The organism is Duganella sp. Leaf61, assembly GCF_001421905.1.
GTDB classification, from domain to species: domain Bacteria; phylum Pseudomonadota; class Gammaproteobacteria; order Burkholderiales; family Burkholderiaceae_D; genus Rugamonas; species Rugamonas zoogloeoides.
This window is the reverse complement of the sequence record NZ_LMLM01000002.1, coordinates 14,407-34,677: the sequence shown is the minus strand read 5'-3', so window position 1 is coordinate 34,677 and position 20,271 is coordinate 14,407. Positions and strand designations below refer to the sequence as shown.

Annotated in this window: 18 protein-coding genes, 5 tRNA genes and 1 pseudogene; 9 read left to right on the top strand and 15 right to left on the bottom strand. The window is 63.7% G+C overall.

Features of this window, described 5'->3' with window-relative positions; all coding sequences use genetic code 11:
* Position 1: 1 nt before the first annotated feature.
* The 5 genes from ASF04_RS04390 to ASF04_RS04370 all read right to left on the bottom strand — a co-directional run bounded on the left by ASF04_RS04390 (position 2) and on the right by ASF04_RS04370 (position 5,298).
* The gene (locus ASF04_RS04390; protein ID WP_056138504.1) at positions 2–1,654 is read right to left on the bottom strand and encodes a VRR-NUC domain-containing protein; all 1,653 of its coding nucleotides are present in this window, start codon (positions 1,652–1,654) and stop codon (positions 2–4) included.
* An 82-nt stretch (positions 1,655–1,736) separates the two neighbouring features.
* Positions 1,737–2,321: a phasin family protein gene (locus ASF04_RS04385; protein WP_056138502.1), complete on the bottom strand. Its 585-nt coding sequence runs from the start codon at positions 2,319–2,321 to the stop codon at positions 1,737–1,739.
* Positions 2,322–2,385: 64 nt separating this feature from the next.
* Complete coding sequence (locus ASF04_RS04380; RefSeq protein WP_056138500.1) at positions 2,386–2,598, bottom strand: hypothetical protein; 213 nt, start codon at positions 2,596–2,598, stop codon at positions 2,386–2,388.
* A gap of 30 nt (positions 2,599–2,628) precedes the next feature.
* Entirely contained in the window at positions 2,629–4,851 is a 2,223-nt protein-coding gene (locus ASF04_RS04375) for an ATP-binding protein (protein ID WP_056138498.1), read from the bottom strand.
* Between the two features lie 42 nt (positions 4,852–4,893).
* Positions 4,894–5,298, bottom strand: coding sequence for a helix-turn-helix domain-containing protein (locus ASF04_RS04370; RefSeq protein WP_152881255.1), 405 nt, complete (start codon positions 5,296–5,298; stop codon positions 4,894–4,896).
* Positions 5,299–5,451: 153 nt separating this feature from the next.
* Here ASF04_RS04370 and ASF04_RS04365 point away from each other — a divergent pair, with 153 nt between their 5' ends.
* The gene (locus ASF04_RS04365) at positions 5,452–6,303 is read left to right on the top strand and encodes an SDR family oxidoreductase (protein WP_056138492.1); all 852 of its coding nucleotides are present in this window, start codon (positions 5,452–5,454) and stop codon (positions 6,301–6,303) included.
* 55 nt (positions 6,304–6,358) lie between these two features.
* On the opposite strand, the gene ASF04_RS04360 is transcribed toward ASF04_RS04365, so the two are convergent.
* The 5 genes from ASF04_RS04360 to ASF04_RS04335 form a co-directional block, all read right to left on the bottom strand.
* Positions 6,359–6,443 (bottom strand) — tRNA-Leu (locus ASF04_RS04360).
* 15 nt (positions 6,444–6,458) lie between these two features.
* Positions 6,459–6,543: transfer RNA gene (locus ASF04_RS04355), tRNA-Leu, on the bottom strand.
* Between the two features lie 180 nt (positions 6,544–6,723).
* A tRNA-Leu gene (locus tag ASF04_RS04350) sits at positions 6,724–6,808 on the bottom strand.
* A gap of 5 nt (positions 6,809–6,813) precedes the next feature.
* Positions 6,814–6,898: transfer RNA gene (locus tag ASF04_RS04345), tRNA-Leu, on the bottom strand.
* Between the two features lie 272 nt (positions 6,899–7,170).
* Positions 7,171–7,255, bottom strand: a tRNA-Leu gene (locus tag ASF04_RS04335).
* Between the two features lie 341 nt (positions 7,256–7,596).
* Here ASF04_RS04335 and rnr point away from each other — a divergent pair.
* The 4 genes from rnr (at position 7,597) to ASF04_RS04315 (ending at position 12,373) form a co-directional block, all read left to right on the top strand.
* Positions 7,597–10,080 carry a ribonuclease R gene (rnr, locus tag ASF04_RS04330; protein WP_056138490.1) on the top strand — a complete coding sequence of 828 codons (2,484 nt, stop codon included), beginning with the start codon at positions 7,597–7,599 and terminating at the stop codon, positions 10,078–10,080.
* Positions 10,081–10,084: 4 nt separating this feature from the next.
* Positions 10,085–10,828 carry a 23S rRNA (guanosine(2251)-2'-O)-methyltransferase RlmB gene (gene rlmB, locus ASF04_RS04325; protein WP_019922191.1) on the top strand — a complete coding sequence of 248 codons (744 nt, stop codon included), beginning with the start codon at positions 10,085–10,087 and terminating at the stop codon, positions 10,826–10,828.
* A 99-nt stretch (positions 10,829–10,927) separates the two neighbouring features.
* The gene (gene cysE / locus ASF04_RS04320) at positions 10,928–11,665 is read left to right on the top strand and encodes a serine O-acetyltransferase (RefSeq protein ID WP_056138488.1); all 738 of its coding nucleotides are present in this window, start codon (positions 10,928–10,930) and stop codon (positions 11,663–11,665) included.
* A gap of 30 nt (positions 11,666–11,695) precedes the next feature.
* Positions 11,696–12,373 (top strand): YceH family protein, encoded by a 678-nt coding sequence (locus ASF04_RS04315; RefSeq protein WP_056138486.1) that lies wholly within the window; start codon positions 11,696–11,698, stop codon positions 12,371–12,373.
* A 112-nt stretch (positions 12,374–12,485) separates the two neighbouring features.
* Here ASF04_RS04315 and ASF04_RS04310 read toward each other — a convergent pair whose 3' ends face one another.
* The 4 genes from ASF04_RS04310 to ASF04_RS04295 all read right to left on the bottom strand — a co-directional run bounded on the left by ASF04_RS04310 (position 12,486) and on the right by ASF04_RS04295 (position 15,882).
* Positions 12,486–13,436, bottom strand: a complete 951-nt coding sequence (locus ASF04_RS04310; protein ID WP_056138485.1) for a hypothetical protein — start codon at positions 13,434–13,436, stop codon at positions 12,486–12,488.
* Entirely contained in the window at positions 13,433–14,308 is an 876-nt protein-coding gene (locus ASF04_RS04305; protein WP_056138483.1) for an ABC transporter ATP-binding protein, read from the bottom strand. Before ASF04_RS04305 ends, ASF04_RS04310 begins: the two co-directional genes overlap by 4 nt.
* Positions 14,305–14,685 (bottom strand): GntR family transcriptional regulator, encoded by a 381-nt coding sequence (locus ASF04_RS04300; RefSeq protein WP_056138481.1) that lies wholly within the window; start codon positions 14,683–14,685, stop codon positions 14,305–14,307. The genes ASF04_RS04305 and ASF04_RS04300 overlap by 4 nt, the downstream gene beginning before the upstream one ends.
* Positions 14,686–14,796: 111 nt before the next feature.
* Positions 14,797–15,882: a GGDEF domain-containing protein gene (locus tag ASF04_RS04295; RefSeq protein WP_082488548.1), complete on the bottom strand. Its 1,086-nt coding sequence runs from the start codon at positions 15,880–15,882 to the stop codon at positions 14,797–14,799.
* Between the two features lie 273 nt (positions 15,883–16,155).
* Here ASF04_RS04295 and ASF04_RS04290 point away from each other — a divergent pair, with 273 nt between their 5' ends.
* From ASF04_RS04290 to ASF04_RS04280, 4 genes and pseudogenes are all read left to right on the top strand, one after another.
* On the top strand, positions 16,156–16,653 hold the full coding sequence (locus ASF04_RS04290; protein ID WP_056138476.1) for a cupin domain-containing protein: 498 nt from the start codon (positions 16,156–16,158) through the stop codon (positions 16,651–16,653).
* 85 nt (positions 16,654–16,738) lie between these two features.
* On the top strand, positions 16,739–17,386 hold the full coding sequence (locus ASF04_RS04285; protein WP_056138474.1) for a carboxymuconolactone decarboxylase family protein: 648 nt from the start codon (positions 16,739–16,741) through the stop codon (positions 17,384–17,386).
* Positions 17,387–17,395: 9 nt separating this feature from the next.
* A pseudogene (locus ASF04_RS27310) lies at positions 17,396–17,512 on the top strand (twin-arginine translocation signal domain-containing protein); the annotation flags it as partial.
* Between the two features lie 22 nt (positions 17,513–17,534).
* A complete protein-coding gene (locus ASF04_RS04280; RefSeq protein ID WP_082488546.1) occupies positions 17,535–19,466 on the top strand; it encodes a molybdopterin cofactor-binding domain-containing protein in 1,932 nt (643 codons plus the stop codon).
* On the opposite strand, the gene ASF04_RS04275 is transcribed toward ASF04_RS04280, so the two are convergent.
* A complete protein-coding gene (locus ASF04_RS04275; RefSeq protein ID WP_056138472.1) occupies positions 19,463–20,185 on the bottom strand; it encodes a DUF72 domain-containing protein in 723 nt (240 codons plus the stop codon). The two genes, ASF04_RS04280 and ASF04_RS04275, sit on opposite strands and share 4 nt — an antisense overlap.
* Positions 20,186–20,271: the final 86 nt, after the last annotated feature.

Genomic DNA, 20,271 nt, shown 5'->3' with positions numbered 1-20,271 from the left:
GTCAGGCCGCCCACTGCAGGTAGCACACGGCCACCGGCATTTCGTGCGTGGCGCAGTAGTCGATCCAGCGCAGCTGGTTGTCCTGCAGGCGGTCGCCCGGACCTTTGACTTCGATCATCGTGTAGCGCCGCTCGGCGGGCCAGAACTGGATCAGGTCGGGGAAGCCGGTGCGGTTGGACTTGATGTCTTGCAGGATGCGCTCGAAGGCGCGGCGCAGGTGCACGGGCGGAATGCACTCGAGCGCCAGGTCCAGCAAATCGTCGCTGAGCGCCTGCCAGTGCAGGAAGGGGGACTGGATGCCGCGCTTGGCACCGTGGTTGGCGCGGATGGTGGCGCGATAATCGCCGCTGTCGAGCTGGGCGAAGCAGGCGGAAAATTGCGCGGCGCGGCGGCGCTGGAAATCGGCGCTGTGCAGGTCGGCCGGGGCCCGGTGGTACGGGTGGAAAAAGGCGCCCGGCACCGGGCAGAACACGGCTTCCCAGCACAGCAGCCCGAACAGCGAATTGATCAGCGAATTTTCCACGTAGTACACCGGGGCATCGTCGCGTGCCAGGTGGTCGCGCACGACGAATTCCACGTAGTGGTGCTCGGTGGGCAATGGCAGGCTCAGGTCGATGCGCAGCGGTTTGGCGGGCGGCACAGGTGGCGGCTTGGCGTGACCGAGCTTGCGCGCCAGCCGTGGCGCCATGCGCAGCAGTTGCTGGCGTTCGGCCTCGGTTTCCGGTGCTTCCATGGCTTGCTGCAGCAGGTCGAAGGCGGCGCGCGGCTGCTCGTCCTTTTCCAGCACGCGGATGGCGCGGGCGCGTGCGCCCGGGTACGGGCATGCGGCATACACGGCGTGTGCGCCCGGCCAGTCGCGCAGTTTTTCCAGGTGCTGGCCGATGGCAAACGTAAACTTGTGGCGGCGGCTGAGCAGCCATTCGTTGTCCTCGGCGCAGGCGGGCAGGTCGGCCATGATGGTGGCCGGGTCTTCACCGAGCTCGAAGCGTTCGCGGCAGCGGTGCAGGGCCAGGAAATCGTCGATATCGCGCCGCGTGCGAAAGCCGCGTGCCGCTGCTGGAAACTCCACCTTTTCGTACTGGAAGATGCCGAGGTCCGACAGCACGAACTCGGTCCAGTCCTGGTGGAAGTTGCCAAAGAAGATCAGGCGCAGGCGGTCGCACAGGTCTTGCACCAGGTTGCGGTAGGCGTGGTCGCCGGACTCGGGCCACCACTGCGAATACGGCTGCGGCGTACCGAACTGTTCGCGCAGCGCGGCCAGCTGGTCGGCCTTGCGCAGGTGGCGCACGTTGGCGCCGAGCTGAAAAATTTTGCTGATTTCAGGTTTTTGCAGCAGCTCGAACAGCTGGTCGAGGTCGAGGTGAGGATCGGGTTCGATCAGGCCCAGCCCGGCCAGCGGCAGGGCGGCGGCGTGGGTGTCGCCGATTTCGGCATAGCTTAATTTACTGGCCCGAAAGACCGTGCCCTTGCGCATGACCATCCGTACCAGCAGGGCCCGCGAGGCCTGCGGCAGGGTGGGAAAGCGGTGCAGGAAATCGCGCTCGTCGGCCGTGAGCAGGTCGTCGTAACGGTCGGCGATCCACGTCAGTACCCGGTGAAAATTTTCCAGGTAGTAGAACGGGTTATCGAGCGGATTGGAGAAAACTGGGGTCATTGCGGGCACGGCAGGGAGAGGCGATGGCTGTATTTATGTACAGTGTATCGCTTTCCGCTGCCAATGCCCAGTGAAATGTCTGTTAGCCGTTGCTGGCGTTGGCTGCAGCGCCGGCTGCCTTGGCCGCTTCGGCCGCCTTTTGCTCGACCAGCGCATTGGCTTTGGCGATTTGCTCTTCGACCGACTGCACCGCCTGCTTGGTGGCCTTGGTCACCTGCTCGTAGCCGGTGAAGGCGTTGTCGATCGCGGCCTTGACGATTTGCACCGCGTTTTCCGAGCCGGGGCGCACGTTCTTGGTGACGTCGTAGATCAGCGCGGAAAGGTTGGTCTTGGCTTCGGCCATGTGGGCATCGGCGGCGCGCGTGAATTCTTCGCGGATGTCGGCAATGATGGCGCCCAGTTGCTGGTTGTATGCGGTGGCGCCGGCCACGCCCGGCTGCACCTTGGCGGCCGCCAGGCTCATCGCGGCCTTGGGATCGGCGGCCTGGCTGATTTCCTTGCCGGTGGCCAGGCCGTCGGCCATATTCGATTTGGCGGTGGCCATATTGAGGGCGACGACTTGCTCCACGCCTTGCACCGCGCGGGCGGTCAGGGTATTGAAGGTTTCCAGTTGAAATTCAAACAGGGCTTTGGTGGCGTTGGCAAACTGCTCGGGATTGGTGAACATACGGTCTCCTCATGTGAATGATGGGCTGATGCTCCGGGGTGGTCCCCATGTTGTTATTGGCTTTTTAGTAAATAATAACCAGTTTTTCGCAACGGCTGTCCCTGAACGGACCACGGAACTTTTTCCAGCCCGGCCCCAGTTGCGTGGGCGAGCAGGTCAGCACCTTGGCATCGACGATGCTTTGCCATTGCCAGTACTGCGCCGGCCCGGCCTGAAGTTGCCCACAGGTCATAGCCAGCGACAATAATGTTATGACTCCGAGAAAGTATTTAGTCATGGCGCAAGAGTACAGCAAATCGCCGCGCCCTCAAAGTGGTGCGGTTTTTGGCAGGCGCAGGGTGAACCGGGTGCCCAGCCCCACCTTGCTGGCCACGTCGATGTGACCACCCAGCACGCCAGTGACGATGTTGTGCGTGACGTACAGGCCCAGCCCCGAACCGCCAGCGCCCATGCGGGTGGTGAAGAACGGATCGTAAATGCGCGGCAGGTTGCCGCCGGGGATGCCGATGCCGTCGTCGATGACGTCGATGGCGATCTCGCCACCGCTGTCGCCACCGCCGCTGCTGTCGTAGGCTGCCACCCGCAAGGTGCCGGCCTTGCCAAGCTTGCCGCTGCCGAAGCCGTGTACCACGGCGTTGTCGATCAGCTGTCGCAGCGCCTGCAGCAGCGGGGTGGCGTAGCTGTCGAGCTTGAGCGACTGGTCGATTTCCTGTTCGAGCGTGACGCCCTGCCGGCGCAGGTCGGCTTCCATGGCATGCAGTAAATGCCCCACCTGTTCGCCCAGCAGAAAACGGCTGCGCTGGGAGTTGGCGCCATCGACCGCGATATGGCGGAAGCTGGCCACCAGCGCTGCCGCCCGGTTCAGGTTGCGCAGCACCACCTGGTCGGCGCTGGCGGCCTGGTCGAGATAGGTTTCCAGCACCGAGCGGCGCAGGCCGCCTTCGAGCTCGCGCCGCAGTTCGGCCGTGCGTTCGCTCATGGTGCTGGCCATGACCAGGCTGTTGCCGATTGGCGTGTTCAGTTCGTGCGCCACGCCCGCCACCAGCGCGCCCAGCGCGGCCAGCTTGTCGCGGCGCACCAGCTCCTCCTGGGTCAGGCTGAGGTTTTCCAGCGCGGCCGTCAGTTCTTCGTTGACCTGCTCGGCCTGCTCCTTCGATTGCAGCAGTTCCAGCGTGCGCGCCGCCACCAGCTCTTCCAGGTGCTCGCGGTGGCGCAGCAATTCTTCCTCGCGCCGGGCGCGGGTGATGGCAATCCCGGCCAGGTGCGAGGCGGTGCCGATAAGGTCCAGTTCGTCGTCGGCCGGTGTGCGCGCGGTGCGGTAGTACATGGCAAACGAACCGATCACCGTGCTGCTGTCCTGCATGATGGGAATCGACCAGCAGGCGCGCAGGCCGAAGCGCGCGGCCACCTCGCGGTAGGGCGTCCATAGCGGGTCATGGTCGATGTCGGCCACGATCACGGTGGCGCGGCGGTACATGGCTGTACCGCACGAGCCTGCCGAAGGGCCGATGGGCAGTCCGACCAGCGCATCGAGATACGCGCGCGGCATGCGTGGGCCGGTTGCGGCTGCCACTGTGCGTCCGTCCGGACCCAGCAGCATCACCGTGCAAATGACATCCGGCGATTGCGACTCGATCAGCAGCATCAGCCGCTCCATGATCTCGCCCTGCGGCGCCGAACGGGCGATCATTTCCAGCAGCTTGTTCTTGCCGTCGCGCAGCGCTGCCGCCCGGTTGCGGGCCGTGACATCGACCACCCGCACATGCATCAGCCGGTGCTCGCCGGAATTGAGCGGCACCATGCGCAGTTCGCAGTCGATCAGGCGGCCGGTGCTGTGCCGCATGGTCAGCGCCACCATTTGCGTGGCGCCGCCCATCACCGCTGCCACCTGCTCGGCAAACACCGCGTTCGAGGTGCGGCCATCGGGCTGCAACGGCGGGCACAGCGAGGGCAGGTCGGTTTGCACCAGCTCCGCCTCGGTCAGGCCGAAATGCTGGCGCGCGCGACGATTGACGTCGAGCAGCAGGTTGGTGCCGCGCTGCATCAGCAGGATGGTGTCGGGCGAGCCGGCCAGCATGGTGTGATAGTTGACTTCCAGCGTGGCCATGGTGGGCAGCGCGCGCGTGGCTGGCGCAGGTAATATCGCGTGCAGGCGTACCAGGATTTTTTCGGCCAGGTCGTCCGCCTCCATCGAGAGCGGCAGGTAGTCGGTGGCGCCGATGTGGAGCGCGCGCGCGTGTTCCTCGGGATGGGGCGCGGTGGAGAGCAGGTAGAGCGGCACCTGGGGGCCGCACAACTGGCGCACCAGTTGACAGAGCTCCAGGCTGGCGCTGCCGGCCAGCGCCACATCGACGACGGCCAGCGCCACGTCGCCGCTGCGCGCCACCTCCAGCGCCTCGTTGCCGCGGCTGACGACGCGCACATGGTAGCCGTGGCGCGCCAGTGTCTGCTCCAGGCCGGCGTGGTCGTACGCCGAACTGGTGGCAACCAGTATCGTGTGCGGCGTAGCGGAGGAGGGCGTCAGCGTCATGGCATGGTTAGTGTATTACAAGATCGGCGGCGAAGATCGAATTCATGCCGCCTCGATGGCGGCGGCTTTCTGGGCTTGCTCGATCAGCGGGAAATTGTTCTCGATCCAGTCCACCAGTACTTCCAGTCGCGTGGCCGCCTCGCGGCCCAGCGTGGTCAGGCTGTATTCCACGTGCGGTGGCACGACTTGCTGCGCCACGCGCAGCACCAGGCCATCATAGGCGAGGGCGTCGAGCGTTTGCGCCAGCATTTTCTCGCTCACACCGCCGATCGCGCGTCGCAACTCGCTGAAACGGTGGGTGCGGTCGAGCAGCACGATCAGCACCAGCACGCCCCAGCGGCTGGTAATGTGGCCGAGCACGGCGCGCGACGGGCATTCGGCCGCCAGCACGCGCGGCTGCAACTGGTTGTCGCGCAAAGCCGCACGCAGCGATTTTTGTTCGTTCATCATCTATCCAAAGTCGGAGGTGTACTTACCAAATTGTATGTACTTACAAAAAGTAAGTACAGCGATTACCATGGACGCTGTCAGTTCACCTTAAGACAAACCTAACCGTGCCACTTTACGCTGGTGCTTATCGAATTTAAAAAAGGAAACAACATGATCGTCATTACCGGTGCTACCGGCCAACTGGGCCGCCTCGTCATTTCCCACCTGCTGAAAACCACGCCTTCCGGGCAAATCGTTGCCGCCGTGCGCGATCCGGCCAAGGCTGCCGATTTGCAGGCGCTGGGCGTGCACGTGCGCCAGGCCGATTACAACGATCCGGCCTCGCTCGACACGGCCTTTGCCGGCGCCAGCAAGGTCTTGCTGATTTCTTCCAACGATATCGGTAACCGCACCGCCCAGCACCAGAACGTAATCGATGCGGCCGTGCGCGCCAGCGCTGCACTGCTGGCTTACACCAGCGTGCTGCACGCCGACACCAGTCTGCTCGGACTGGCCAGCGAACACCGCGAAACCGAAGACGCGATCCGCGCCTCGGGCCTGACCTACACCTTGCTGCGCAATGGCTGGTACCTGGAAAACTACACGGCCGGCCTGAAGGGCGCCCTCGAACATGGCGCGCTGAGCGGCGCCGCCTCGGACGGCGAGATTGCCGCCGCCGCGCGCGACGATTATGCGCAAGCCGCTGCCGTGGTGCTGGCCAGCGGCCAGCCGGTAGCGCAGGTGTATGAACTGGCGGGCGATACGTCCTTCACGCTGAGCGACCTGGCGGCGGAGACGGGCAAGCAGGCTGGCCGCGAGTTGCCGTACCACAACCTGGGCCAGCACGAGTACCGCGAACTGCTGGTGACGGTGGGCCTGCCGCCGGCAGTAGCCGACCTGCTGGCCAATTCCGACTTCGCCGCTTCCAAGGGCGCGTTGTTCGACGACAGCGGCACGCTGGGCAAGCTGATCGGCCGTCCGACCCAGCCGCTGGCCGATGCCGTGAAAGCCGCTTTGGCCTGAGCATGAAAAAAGCCGCAGACCTCGAAAGAGGGCTGCGGCTTTTTGCGGAATTCTGTGGTGCCCACGGAGGGACTCGAACCCCCACACCTTGCGGCACATGGACCTGAACCATGCGCGTCTACCAATTCCGCCACGTGGGCACTGTTGCTGCTTNGTGGTGCCCACGGAGGGACTCGAACCCCCACACCTTGCGGCACATGGACCTGAACCATGCGCGTCTACCAATTCCGCCACGTGGGCACTGTTGCTGCTTTGCTGCTCTCTGCTACGTGTTCTGCAACAGAGGCCCGAATCTTAAAGTAGCACTGGCACTGCGTCAAGGGCATGAGCATGCTTTTGTGAAATTAATTTATGGTGCGGTCGGGAATGAAAAAAGCCGCAGACTCGATGAAAAGTCTGCGGCTTTTTCGCGGAATTCTGTGGTGCCCACGGAGGGACTCGAACCCCCACACCTTGCGGCACATGGACCTGAACCATGCGCGTCTACCAATTCCGCCACGTGGGCACTNGTGGTGCCCACGGAGGGACTCGAACCCCCACACCTTGCGGCACATGGACCTGAACCATGCGCGTCTACCAATTCCGCCACGTGGGCACTGTTGCTGCTAATTTACTGCTTGTTCTGCTGCGTGTTCTGCATCAGAGGCCAGAACTATACGGGACACTGCGCAAGTCGTCAAGCATTCGCTCGAAATTATTTGCGTTCAACGCGTACGGGCATGAAAAAAGCCGCAGACTCGGTGAAAAGTCTGCGGCTTCTTTGCGGAATTCTGTGGTGCCCACGGAGGGACTCGAACCCCCACACCTTGCGGCACATGGACCTGAACCATGCGCGTCTACCAATTCCGCCACGTGGGNGGAATTCTGTGGTGCCCACGGAGGGACTCGAACCCCCACACCTTGCGGCACATGGACCTGAACCATGCGCGTCTACCAATTCCGCCACGTGGGCACTGATGCTGCATATGCTAAAAAGGGTAGGTTTCGTGCCAGATGAACTTGCGTTCCATACTGCACATCAACCCGGTCTAGCATTCCTGCTTTGCTTTCGTTTTTCAACGTTGTCGCTGCAAGAGACCAAGATTATAGAGCAATCTTGCGCGATGTCAAACGTCATTTTCAGAAAATGTTTGAAAAATTGCCCATAGTGCGTACGAATTAGGCTATCGCCGCGTTTCCAAGTACACTACGGCTGTCGTCTGGCATATATATGCACAATATCAGTATCCCCGACGATTTTTGCCAGGCCGGATTTACCCAATACTGTCAATAACAACACCATAGAAATAACTTTTGAGCCAAATTACACACACCATTCCAAGCCGTGAGGAAATTCTCGGCATCTTCCGCAGCGCCCAACGGTCGCTTGACCTGCTCGCGGTAGCGAAGTCGCTCGACGTAGCGACCGACGCCCAGGCCGTGCTGTCGCGCCGCCTGAACGCCATGCAGCGCGACGGCCAGATCGTCGTCGATGACGCCGGCAATTTCACCCTTGCTGAAGACACCGGTTTCATCGCCGGCAAGGTCAGCAGCCACCGCGACGGTTTCGGCTTCGTGATCCCGGATGAGCCGGGCGAAGACCTGTTCCTGCCAGAGAAAGAAATGCAGAAAGTGCTGCACGGCGACCGCGTGATGGCCAAGGTGGTCGGTGTCGATCGCCGCGGCCGCAAGGAAGGCACGATTGTCGAAGTCGTCAGCCGCGCCAATACCCACATCATCGGCCGCCTGCTCAACGAAAACGGCACCTGGGTGGTGGCGCCCGAAGACCAGCGCATCGGCCAGGACGTCCTGGTGGAAGGTTCGGTCGGCAAGGCCAAGGCCGGGCAGGTCGTCAGCGTGGAGCTGACCGAGCAACCGATGCGTTTCAAGCAGCCAGTGGGCAAAATCGTTGAAATTCTCGGCTCGCTTGATGACCCGGGCATGGAGATCGAAATCGCCGTGCGCAAGTTCAACGTGCCGCACGTGTTTTCGCCAGCAGCCCTCAAGCAGGCCAACAAGTTGCCCGACCACGTGCGCGAAGCCGACCTGGGCGAGCGCGTCGATTTGCGCGACGTGCCGCTGGTCACCATCGACGGCGAAGATGCGCGCGACTTCGACGATGCGGTCTATTGCGAACCGGTCAAGATCGGCCGCGCCAACGGCTACCGCCTGATCGTCGCGATTGCCGATGTGAGCCACTACGTCAAACCGAACGATGCGCTCGATACCGACGCATTGGAGCGCAGCACGTCGGTGTACTTCCCGCGCCGCGTGATCCCGATGCTGCCGGAAAAATTGTCGAACGGCCTGTGCTCGCTGAACCCGGCGGTCGATCGCCTGACGCTGGTCTGCGACGCCGTGATCACCGCCAAGGGCGAAATCAAGGCGTACCAGTTTTATCCTGCCGTGATCCACTCGGCCGCGCGCCTGACCTATACCGAAGTGGCGGACATCCTCGGCGACAGGAAGGGACCGGCTGCCAAGCGCCGCCCGGGCCTGGTGCCGCACCTGGACAACCTGTACGACGTGTTCCAGGCCTTGTTGAAAGCGCGCAGCGAACGCGGCGCGATCGACTTCGAGACCACCGAAACCTATATCGTCAGCAATCCATCAACCGGCAAGATCGAAAAGATCATCCCGCGCACCCGTAACGATGCGCACCGTCTGATCGAGGAATGCATGTTGACCGCCAACGTCTGCGCGGCTGATCTGCTGATCCGTAACAAGCATCCGGGCACCTACCGTATCCACGCCAGCCCCACCGCTGAAAAACTCAAGCAGGTGCGCACGTTCCTCAAGCAGGTGAACCTGACCCTGGAGGGCGGCGACAAGCCGGCCGCCGGCGACTACGCGTCGCTGATGCGCCAGATCAAGGAACGCCCGGACGCGTCGCTGCTGCAAACCATGCTGCTGCGCTCGATGCAGCAAGCCGTGTACAGCCCGGATAATATCGGCCACTTCGGCCTGGCGTACGAAGCATATGCCCACTTCACCAGCCCGATCCGCCGCTATCCCGACCTGCTGACGCACCGCGCCATCAAGGCGATTTTGGCCGGCAAAAAATACGAGCCGAAGATTCCCGAGTCGAGCGTATTGAACACCAATGTGTCGAACGCCACGCGCAAGCAGCAGGCCAAGGACAAGGCCGAAGGCAAAGAGAAAAAAGCTGCCGACCTGACGATCTGGGATGCGCTGGGCGTGCACTGCTCGGCCAACGAACGCCGCGCCGACGAAGCGTCGCGCGACGTCGAAGCCTGGCTCAAGTGCTACTTCATGCAGGATAAGCTGGGCGAGGAATTCACCGGCATCATCACCGGCGTGGCCACGTTCGGCATTTTCGTCCAGCTCGACCAGCTGTTTGTCGAAGGCATGGTCCACGTGACCGACCTCGGCTCCGACTACTTCCAGTACGACGACGCCCGCCACGAACTGAAAGGCGAACGCACCGGCAAGCGCTTCCAGCTGACCGACCGCGTGACCGTGCAAGTGGTGCGGGTGGACCTGGAAATGCGCAAGATCGACCTGCGCTTGTCCGGTCCCGACGCGCCGCCGCCAAAGCCGGAAGGCAGTGGCAACACTGGCGGCAAGGATCGCAAGACCAACATCAAGCCCGGTCCGACCACGTCGCAGCGCCACGAGGTGAAAACCACGGCAGCGGACCATCATGGTGGCAACAACGGCGGCAGCAAACCCAAGTCCCGCTCGCGTGGCGGTCGCAGCAAGAACAATGCCGCGGCGTCTGCCCCGGCAGCACCCCAGGCAGCAAAACCTGCCGCAAAAAGTAAGAAGAAGCGATAAGTAAATGAAGAACAAAATGATTTTTGGTTTCCACGCGGTGACCTCGCGCTTGCGTCACGAGGCGTCGTCGGTGGAAGAGATTTTCATCGACGCCACGCGCGACGACCGCCGCATGAAAGACCTGGTGGCCAACGCCAAGGCTGCCGGTGTGCGCATCATGCCGGTCGATTCGGCCCGCCTGGACAAGATCGTCGGCACCCGCCGCCACCAGGGCGTGATCGCCTTTGCGTCGCAGCTGGCGCTGGCGCGCAACCTCGATGAGCTGCTCGACGCCATCGACGGTCCGCCGCTGCTGCTGGTGCTCGACGGCATTACCGATCCGCACAACCTGGGCGCCTGCCTGCGGGTGGCCGACGGTGTCGGCGCACACGCGGTGATCGTACCGAAAGACCGCGCCGTGGGCCTGAACGCCACTGCCGCCAAGGTGGCCAGCGGCGCCGCCGAAACCGTGCCTTACATCACGGTGACCAATCTGGCGCGTACCCTGCGCGAGCTGAAAGAGCGCGACATCTGGCTGATCGGCACGTCCGACGACGGCGAGAAGGGCCTGTACGAAGCCGACTTCACCGGCCCGACCGCGCTGGTCATGGGTTCGGAAGGCGAGGGCATGCGCCGCCTCACGCGCGAGACCTGCGACGTGCTGGTGAGCATTCCAATGTTCGGCTCGGTTGAGAGTCTGAACGTGTCGGTGGCGTCGGGCGTCTGCCTGTACGAAGCGCGCCGCCAGCGCATCGCCAAAGAAGCTTAATTATCACGGGGCCTCCTGCCGGGAGGCCCTTGCAACACACTCCGGCACGCCCCCTCCAGATACGCTACCATACGCGTTTCCGTTGTCACTCGAACACCCATGTTCCACCATCTGCGCCAAGACATCAACAGCATCATCGAACGCGACCCCGCTGCCCGCAACGCCTGGGAAGTGCTCACCTGTTATCCCGGTTTGCAGGCAATCGTCATGCACCGCTGGGCGTCTTGGTGCTGGTGGCACGGCGCCAAGTGGCTGGGTCGCTTCATCTCGTATGGCGCGCGCATCGTCACCGGCATCGAAATCCATCCCGGCGCCACCATCGGCCGCCGCGTGTTCATCGACCACGGCTTCGGCGTGGTGATCGGCGAGACTGCCGAGATCGGCGACGACTGCACCATCTACCAGGGCGTCACCCTCGGCGGCACGTCGCTGCACACGGGCGCCAAGCGACATCCGACGTTGGGACGGGGCGTGATCATCGGCGCCGGCGCCCAGGTGCTCGGCGGTTTTACCGTGGGCGACTATGCCAAGGTGGGCTCGAACGCGGTGCTGCTCAAACCGGTACCTGCGGGCGCCACTGCCGTCGGCAATCCGGCCCACGTCGTCCAGAAGGATTTGCTCGGTGCTGCCGCCAATCCGTTTGCCGCGTACGGCGTCACGCCAAACGGCGACGATCCGCTGTCGAAAGCCTTGCGCGGCCTGATCGAAAACGCCGTCAAACAGGAAGCGCGCATCGAGCGGCTGATGGCCACCATGCGCGCTGCCGGGCTCGAGTGCCAGGGCGTGCCTGAATGTGATAAATTAAATTCCGATCAATTGAACAAGCTCGTCGAATAACGCGATTAACCACAAGAAGGAACGCTGCACATGGAAACAACGCCCGAAGGCACTGACATTCTGGATCCGTTCGAGTTGCGCGTGCTGGCCGTGCTGGCCGAGAAGGAAGCGCTCACGCCCGACAACTATCCGCTGTCACTGAACGCGCTGGTCAATGGCTGCAACCAGCTGTCGAGCCGCGACCCGGTGATGTCGATTTCGGAAGACACGGTGGCCGAGGTGTTGCAGCGGCTGATGCAGGCCAAGTACGTCAACGGCATCACCCAGGCCGGCGCGCGCGTGACCAAGTACGAGCACCGCCTGCGCATCAAGTTCACGCTGGAGCAGGACAAGCTGGCCGTGCTGACCATGCTGATGCTGCGCGGCCTGCAGACGGCCGGCGAAATCCGCACCCGCAGCGGCCGCCTGCACGACTTCAAGTCGGTGGCCGAGGTGGAGCATGCGCTGCAGTTTTTGATCGATAAATATCCGCCGCTGGTGTCGAAACTGCCGCTGGCGCCCGGCACCAAGGAGCCGCGCTACGGCCACCTGCTGGCCGGTGAAGAAGCGCTGGCACGCGAGGAAACCGCCACCAGCCTGGGCGGCTCGGTCGGCGGTGCGGGGCAGGGGACAAAAATCGGCGCGCTGGAGCAGGAAGTGCAGCAGCTGCGCCGCCAGGTCGAGGACTTGACGGCGCAGTTCGCCGCCTTCCGCCAGCAGTTTGAATAATCAGAAACGCTGCAAGCGCCTGATCTAGCCTTCAGAGCAAGGCGCAGCGACGAAGACAGTACGAACGTACGGCTAGGAGTTGCAACGCCGCGCTGGAGGCTGGATCAGGCGCTTAGCCCTCTTCGCGGCGGCGGCGCACGCGTATTGCCACCGCAATCATCGCCACACCCGCGACCACGCCGACCCACAACCCCACGTTAGCCAGCGTGGACCACGAATACAGGAAGGCGTCGGTCGGCGTGGGCAGGCCGTGTTCTTCCGACAGCGCCAGCCGGCTGCGGTCGAACCACATCCACGATCCCGGCACCACGCCCAGCAACAGGCGGTTGGTAACGTTGCTGATGAACCAGCCGACGTTGAGATCGAAGCCCAGCACCTTCTGCATCCACACCAGCAGCAGCCCCACGCCTACCGGCAGGCCCACGGCCCACACGAACACTTTCGAGCGCACCATGCTCGAGATCATCAGCAGCCAGCCCACCGTGGGCAGCGCCCACAGCATGTAGACGGGCAGCAGACCGAGCACGCGCAGCGGCGTCAGGTACAGCTCGGGCGAGGCCAGCAGGTCGCCGAACAGCACCGTGCCGTGCAGCGACAGCTTGGCCGCCACCGCCAGCAGCAGTACCAGCGACAGCGCAACTGCGATACCGACCACGATCAGCGGCGCGACCACCAGCGCCGTGACAACCTTGGACAGCACCGTGGTCTGGTCCGATACCGGCAACGATTTCCAGAACAGGATGCTGCGGTCGCGGCGCTCGTCGTTGAGCGCACCGAGGCAGTAGAAAAACACCAGGAAGCCGAGCACCAGGTACACCGGCACGGCAGAGACGATATAGCCTTGGGCCAGCGTGCTCACCAGGGTAGCGCGCGCCTGGCCCTGGATGCTGACCGTGAAGCTTTGCGCGGTGATGGCGTCGCCGGACAACTGGATGTCCTTGCCGATGAATACCGCCAGCAGCGCCAGCGCCGCGATCAGTCCCGCAATCACCAGCGGCGTCCACACCAGCATGCCCTTGTGCTCCCACAATTCGCGCTTGATCAGCCATTTCATGGTCTTCATTGTGGTTGTCCTTTCATGGTGGCGACAAACAGGTCGGCCACGCTGGGCGTGCGCACTTCGCCGAAGGTGGCCAGTTGGGTACGGTCGGCGCGGTCGAACAGCATCACCGATTTGCCAAACACCGTGCGCTGCGAGATCGGGCCCAGGGCGCTGGCCACGGCCACGAACTGCGGCTCGACCATCACCTCGGCATAGCGTTCGCCCACTTCATCCATGCTGGCGGCCAGCACGATACGGCCGTTCTCGATGAACATCAAGTCCGACAGGATGTGCTCGACTTCCTCGATCTGGTGGGTGGTGATGACGATGGTCTTCTGTTCGTCGAAATAGTCTTCCAGCAGGTTCTGGTAGAACTGCTTGCGGTACAGGATGTCCAGACCCAGCGTGGGTTCGTCGAGCACCAGCAATTTGGCGTCGATCGCCATCACCAGCGCCAGGTGCAGCTGCACCACCATGCCCTTGGACATGGCATTGACCTTCATGTTCGGCGTGAGCTTGGTGTTGGCAATGTACTGCTCGGCGCGGGCGCGGTCGAAGCGCGGGTGCACGCCGGCCACGAAGTCGATCGCGTCTTTGACCTTGAGCCACTTCGGCAGGATGGCGACGTCGGCGATGAAGCACACGTCGTTCATCAGCAGTTCGCGCTCGGTGCGCGGGTCGCGGCCCAGTACCGACAAGCCGCCCTCGAACGGCGTCAGGCCCAGGATGGCCTTGAGCGTGGTGGTCTTGCCCGAGCCATTCGGTCCGACCAGGCCGACGATGCGGCCGGCGCCAATGGTAAAGCTGACGTTGTCGAGCGCGGTATGTTTGCCGTAGCACTTGCTGATGCCGGTGGCGGTGATCACGGCATCCGGATTCAGTGCGGCGTTCATGGCTGCGCTCCCGATGGTGCCGGCGCGGCGGCGCCGAGCAGGGCAGCAGTGTCGAGGCCGAGGCGGCGGATGCGTTCGAGCATGGCCGGCCATTCTTCGCGCATGAAGCGCTCGCGTTCGCTCGCCAGCAGTTTGTCGTGTGCACCTTCGGTTACATACATGCCTAGCCCCCTGCGTTTTTCCACCAGCGCCTCGTCCACCAGTTCCTGGTAGGCGCGCGACACCGTGATTGGGTTGAGTTGATAATCGGCCGCCACCTGGCGCACCGACGGCAGGGCATCGCCTGCCTTGAGCAAGCCGTCGAGCATCATGCCGACCACCTTGTCCTTCAACTGCCGATAAATCGGCGCGTTGTCATTCCAGTCTGTCGCTGACATACATGGAGTCCTTTTGATATGGTGTTGTAGTGAACTATAACACCAAAAATCAAAAAGACAATCATTTTGCACAGGGGGATGGTCTCGGCCGGCTAGCGCCGGCCTGCGCGCTTACACCGTCTCGCTGCGGTCGCGGCCGGCGGCCTTGGCGCGGTAGAGGGCGGCGTCAGCGCGCGCCATCAGCGCTTCCAGGCTCTCGTCTGGCGACTGCTGGCTGGCGATGCCGATGCTGACCGTGTAGTCCGGCACGTTGCCGCCGCGCGCTGCGAACAGCAACCCATGGATGCGTTGCGCCATCGCTTTGGCCTGCTCGGCCGTGGTGCCCGATAGCAGCACGATGAATTCCTCGCCGCCGAAGCGCGCAACGAGGTCGATCTCGCGCAGGGCCGAGACGGTAGTGCGTGCCGCATGCACCAGCACTTGGTCGCCGACTGCGTGGCCGTGCTGGTCGTTGATGGCCTTGAAGTAGTCGAGGTCGATGCTGAGCAGGGTGATCGGCTGGCCATGGCGTTTCATCCGCGCTACCTCGCGGCGGTAGGCGTCGGCGAAACCGCGCCGGTTCAGCACCCCGGTCAGCGGGTCCGAGTTGGAGCGATGCTCCATCACAACCTGCAGGCGCCGCGTGGCGACGGTCATGAAGCCGACCGCCAACATCAGCGTCATGAAGTTGGCGGTCAACAGGAAAATGCCCTGTACCGCGCCGTTGCTGGCGTTGCTGGTGCCGACCGCGCCGCTGAGCGCCGCGAGCAACCGCACCAGCAGCACCAGCGACTGCACCAGCAACAGCGCGCCGAAGAACCAGCTGGAGAAGTGGCGTTCGCCATGGCGCACCAGCAGCACCAGTTGCGCCACGTAGAACGACAGCGTCAACGATGAAAACACTGCCACCCGCAACGCGTAGTCCTGGGTGATCACATACCAGCCGATCAGACAGACCATGCCGGCTACCCACGCCAGCGCCAGCCACCACCAGCTTGGCTTGCGGCCGTAGAAGATCTGGGTGCCGATCAGCATTAGCCCGGCGGCGCCCAGCATCGTGCTATTGGCCACGAACAGCAACACCGCCTCCGGCATCAGTGGCCCTGCGCAGAATAGCAAGCCGCTCGCCGTCAGCGATAACATGCCAAGCGACTGATGGCCCAACCCTCGCACGTCGGCAGGGAAGCTGCGGTAGGCGGAAAACAACACGATGGTCATCGCCGCCGCCATGAGAGTCGAAGTCAGAACGATGGTCGTAGGATCTAGCTGTATCACAGTGGCGAGGGGGGAATTTCGTGATCTGCAAGGATACCAGCAACTCCTGGCATGCCGTGAGGCTAATCGGCTTTGGCCAACGTCCATTACCCTGAATTGTCGGATTGATGAGCCACGCTAATAAGCCCATGCGCTTTTTGCCTCTATGCGCTCGATAGCGGAGCAGCTACATTGGGTTTTCTGCACGTTGACACTATTCGATCAAGGAACTCACACATGGTTATACGTATCTGGCGCATTCTGCCGCTGGCGGTGACGCTGCTGGCCGGCCTGGCCCAGGCTCAACCGCAGCAACCGGCTGCTACCGCACCGGCCCAGCGCATCATCAAGTCCGGCACGGTGGCCTCGGTGGCCGGCCCGGCCGAGAATTTCACGGGCCGGGTGCGGGTGGATCCGCTCACCGCCACCAACGAGTCGATCAACACCTCTACCGCTTACGTCACCTTCGAGCCCGGTGCGCGGTCGGCCTGGCATACGCATCCGGCCGGCCAGTACCTGGTGGTCACGGCTGGCGCCGGCCTGACCCAGGAATGGGGCAAGCCGGTGCAGGAACTGCGGGCCGGTGACGTGGTGTGGTGCCCGCCGGGCGTCAAGCACTGGCATGGCGCTGGTCCCACCACCGCGCTCACCCATATTGCCGTCACCGGCAGCCAGGCTGGCAAGAGCGTCCAATGGCAAGAAAAGGTCACCGATGAACAATATCAGTCCCGTTAATTTTTGCGCTGCTGTGTTGCCGGTAATGTTGGCGCTCATGGCATTCACCACTTCCGCCAGCGCAGCCCCACCGGAGCAAGCTTCCATGACTACTGAAACCGTCACTTCCCGCCTTTCCCCCAAACAGCAGGCCATCGGTCCGATTGCCGCCTTTGCCGCCACCGGCGACCTGCCACGCCTGGGCGCTGCGCTCGACAGCGGCCTCGATGCCGGCCTGTCGGTGGGCGACTGCAAGGAAATCCTGGTGCAGATGTATGCCTATGCCGGCTTCCCGCGCGCCCTCAATGCGCTCGGAGTGTTGATGAAAACCGTGGAAGCGCGCAAGCAGCGCGGCATCAACGACCCGGAAGGCGCCGGCCCCGGACCGATACCGGAGGGTGCAGAATTGCTGGCCGTGGGCACCGCCAACCAGACCAGGCTGACCGGCGCCCCGGTCAAGGGCCCCGTGTTCGAATTCGCCCCGGCCATCGACCAGTACCTGAAAACCCATCTGTTCGGCGATATTTTTGCGCGCACCAATCTCGACTGGCAAAGCCGCGAGCTGGCCACCGTTGCTGCGCTGGCCGCCATGACTGGCGTGGAACCGCAACTGCTGTCGCATACGCAGATCAGTCTCCATCAGGGACTCACGCACCAGCAACTGCGCCAGTTTGCCGAGGTGCTGGCCAAACGCGTGGGACCGGAAGCCGCTGCCCGTGCGCGTACGGCGCTGGACCAGCAGCCAGCCAAATAATGCCGTCAGATGTACTACCTCAGGGAGTCCCACATGAATGACCTTACCGATTTCAAACTCAGCCGGCGCGACGTACTGAAAGCGGGAGCTGCATCGGCGACTGCCGCCGTCGTGCCATCGCTGGCCGGCGCCCAGCCGTCGGTACAGCATGAGAGCGTTCGCCTACCAGCGCGCCGCTACCCCGGCCGCCGCCGCCGAGGCGTTTGTCCGCACGCCCGGCGCCCGCTTTATCGCTGGCGGCACCAATCTGCTGGACCTGATGAAGCTCGAGATCGAGACGCCTTCGCACCTGATCGACGTCAACGGCCTGGGATTCGACAAAATCGAAGCCACGCCGGACGGCGGCCTGCGCATCGGCGCGCTGGTAAGCAATACCGACCTGGCGGCCGATCCGCGCGTGCGCCAGGATTACGGCGTGCTGTCGCGTGCACTGCTGGCCGGCGCGTCGGGGCAGTTGCGCAACAAGGCCACCACGGCCGGCAACCTGCTGCAGCGCACGCGCTGCCCGTATTTCTATGACACGAACCAGCCGTGCAACAAGCGCGTGCCGGGCAGCGGCTGTTCGGCCATCGGCGGCGTCAATCGCCAGCACGCGGTGATCGGCTCGAGCAGCGCCTGCATCGCCACCCATCCAAGCGATATGGCCGTGGCCATGCGCGTGCTGGACGCCACCGTGGAAACGGTGCGCGCCGATGGCACTGCGCGGGTAATTCCGATTGCCGACTTCCACCGCCTGCCGGGCGACACTCCGCACCTCGATACGGTGCTCGAACCGGGCGAGCCCATCGGCCATGAAAGCTGGTCCGGCAACCTCGATGGCGGCAAACCCGAGAACGCGGTGCAGCAGACCGACCTGCTGTACGCAGGCGCCAACCGCCTGACCGGCGTGCGCCTGGCGCTGCTCGATCTGCCCGAAGGGAATGCGATGCGCGCGCCGGGCGAGGCGCCGGGACTGATGGCGCTGGAAATGGCGATGGACGAGATGGCGGAAAAGCTCAAGCTCGACCCGGTGCAGTTCCGCATCATCAACGACATCAAGGTCGATCCCGCCAAGCGCGAGCGGCGCTTTTCGCAGCGCCAGCTGGTGCAGTGCCTGCGCACTGGCGCCGAGCGCTTCGGCTGGAGTGCGCGCAAGGCCAGGCCGGGCCAGGTGCGCGACGGCCGCTGGCTGGTCGGCATGGGCGTGGCGGTGGCCTTCCGTAACAACATGGTGATGAAGTCGGGCGCGCGCGTCAAACTTGATCGCCAGGGCAAGGTGACGGTGGACACCGACATGACCGACATTGGCACCGGCAGCTACACCATCATTGCCCAGACGGCAGCGGAGATGATGGGCCTGGACGTAAAAGACGTGATCGTGCGCCTGGGCGACTCGGACTATCCGGTGTCGGCCGGTTCCGGCGGCCAGTGGGGCGCCAACAGTTCCACGGCCGGCGTATACGCCGCGTGCGTAAAGCTGCGCGAGGCAGTGAGCCGCCAGTTGGGGCTCGATCCCGAGACCACCGAGTTCAGCGGCGGCCAGGTCAGCGCCGGCGGCAAATCGCTGCCGCTGCGCCAGGCGGCCGAAGCGGGCGAACTCGTGGCCGAAGACATGATGGAATACGGCGACCTGGCCAAAAAATTCCAGCAATCGACGTTCGGCGCGCACTTCGTGGAAGTGGGCGTGGATGTTGACACGGGCGAGACGCGCATCCGCCGCATGCTGGCCGTGTGCGCGGCAGGCCGCATCCTCAACCCCAAGTCGGCGCGCAGCCAGGTGATCGGCGCCATGACCATGGGCGTGGGCGCGGCGCTGATGGAAGAACTGGCGGTGGACCAGCGCGCCGGCATTTTTGTGAACCACGACCTCGCTGGCTACGAAGTGCCGGTGCATGCCGACATTCCGCACCAGGAGGTGATCTTCCTCGACGAAACCGATCCGTTGTCGTCGCCGATGAAGGCCAAGGGCGTGGGCGAGCTGGGACTGTGCGGCGTGGGCGCTGCCATTGCCAACGCCATCTACAACGCCACCGGCGCCCGCGTGCGTGACTATCCGATCACGCTCGATAAGCTGCTGTCCAAACTGCCAGGGCAAAGTTAACGTTGAAGCTCTACACCGCGGCGTTGCAGGTCCAACGCGTTCGGCAGCGCCGCGCCGGAGGCCGTATTGTCGAAGATGCACCAGGCATCGCGCCCGGTGATCCAGGCTGCCACCTGGTCCAGGTACGCGTCGGCGTACGACGAGTAATACATGCGCGGACTGCCGTGCAGGCGCGCGTACACCATGTCGGTCGTGGGCACGAACGGCCCCGGTGCACCTGCCGGCGGATCGGCGATCACGCGGGTAATGCCGTGGGCGCGCAGCAGCGCCGTGGCGTCGTCCCCGAACCAGCTGCCATGGCGCGCCTCGCAGGCCAGGGCACAGGCAAAGTGCCGGCGCAGGCGGGTGAAGAAATCCTCGGCCACGCTGGTATCGAATCGCAGGCTGGGCGGCAGTTGCACCAGGATGCAGCCAAGCTTGTCGCCAAGCGATTTGGCTTGCCCGGCAAACGCGGCCAGCAGCGCCTCGATTTCGACCAGCCGCTGGTCGTGGCTGATACTGCGCGGCAGCTTCACGGCAAACCCAAAACCGTCGGGCACGCTGGCGGCCCAGCGCGCGTACGTGGAAGCCTGGTGCGGCTTGTAGAAAGACGAATTGATTTCCACCGCGTTCAGCACGCGCGCATAGCGTTCGAGATGGCTGCCGGCGCCGGGAAAGGAGGGGGCCACGTCGCGGCCGATACTCCAGCCGGCACAGCCGATGCGGATGGTGTTGTTCATTCAGCATTGTAGGGCGCTGCGCGCAAACGCGGCGCCCGACTCTGTTTATGACGCCATGCCACGCCACGATTCACTACGTACAATCA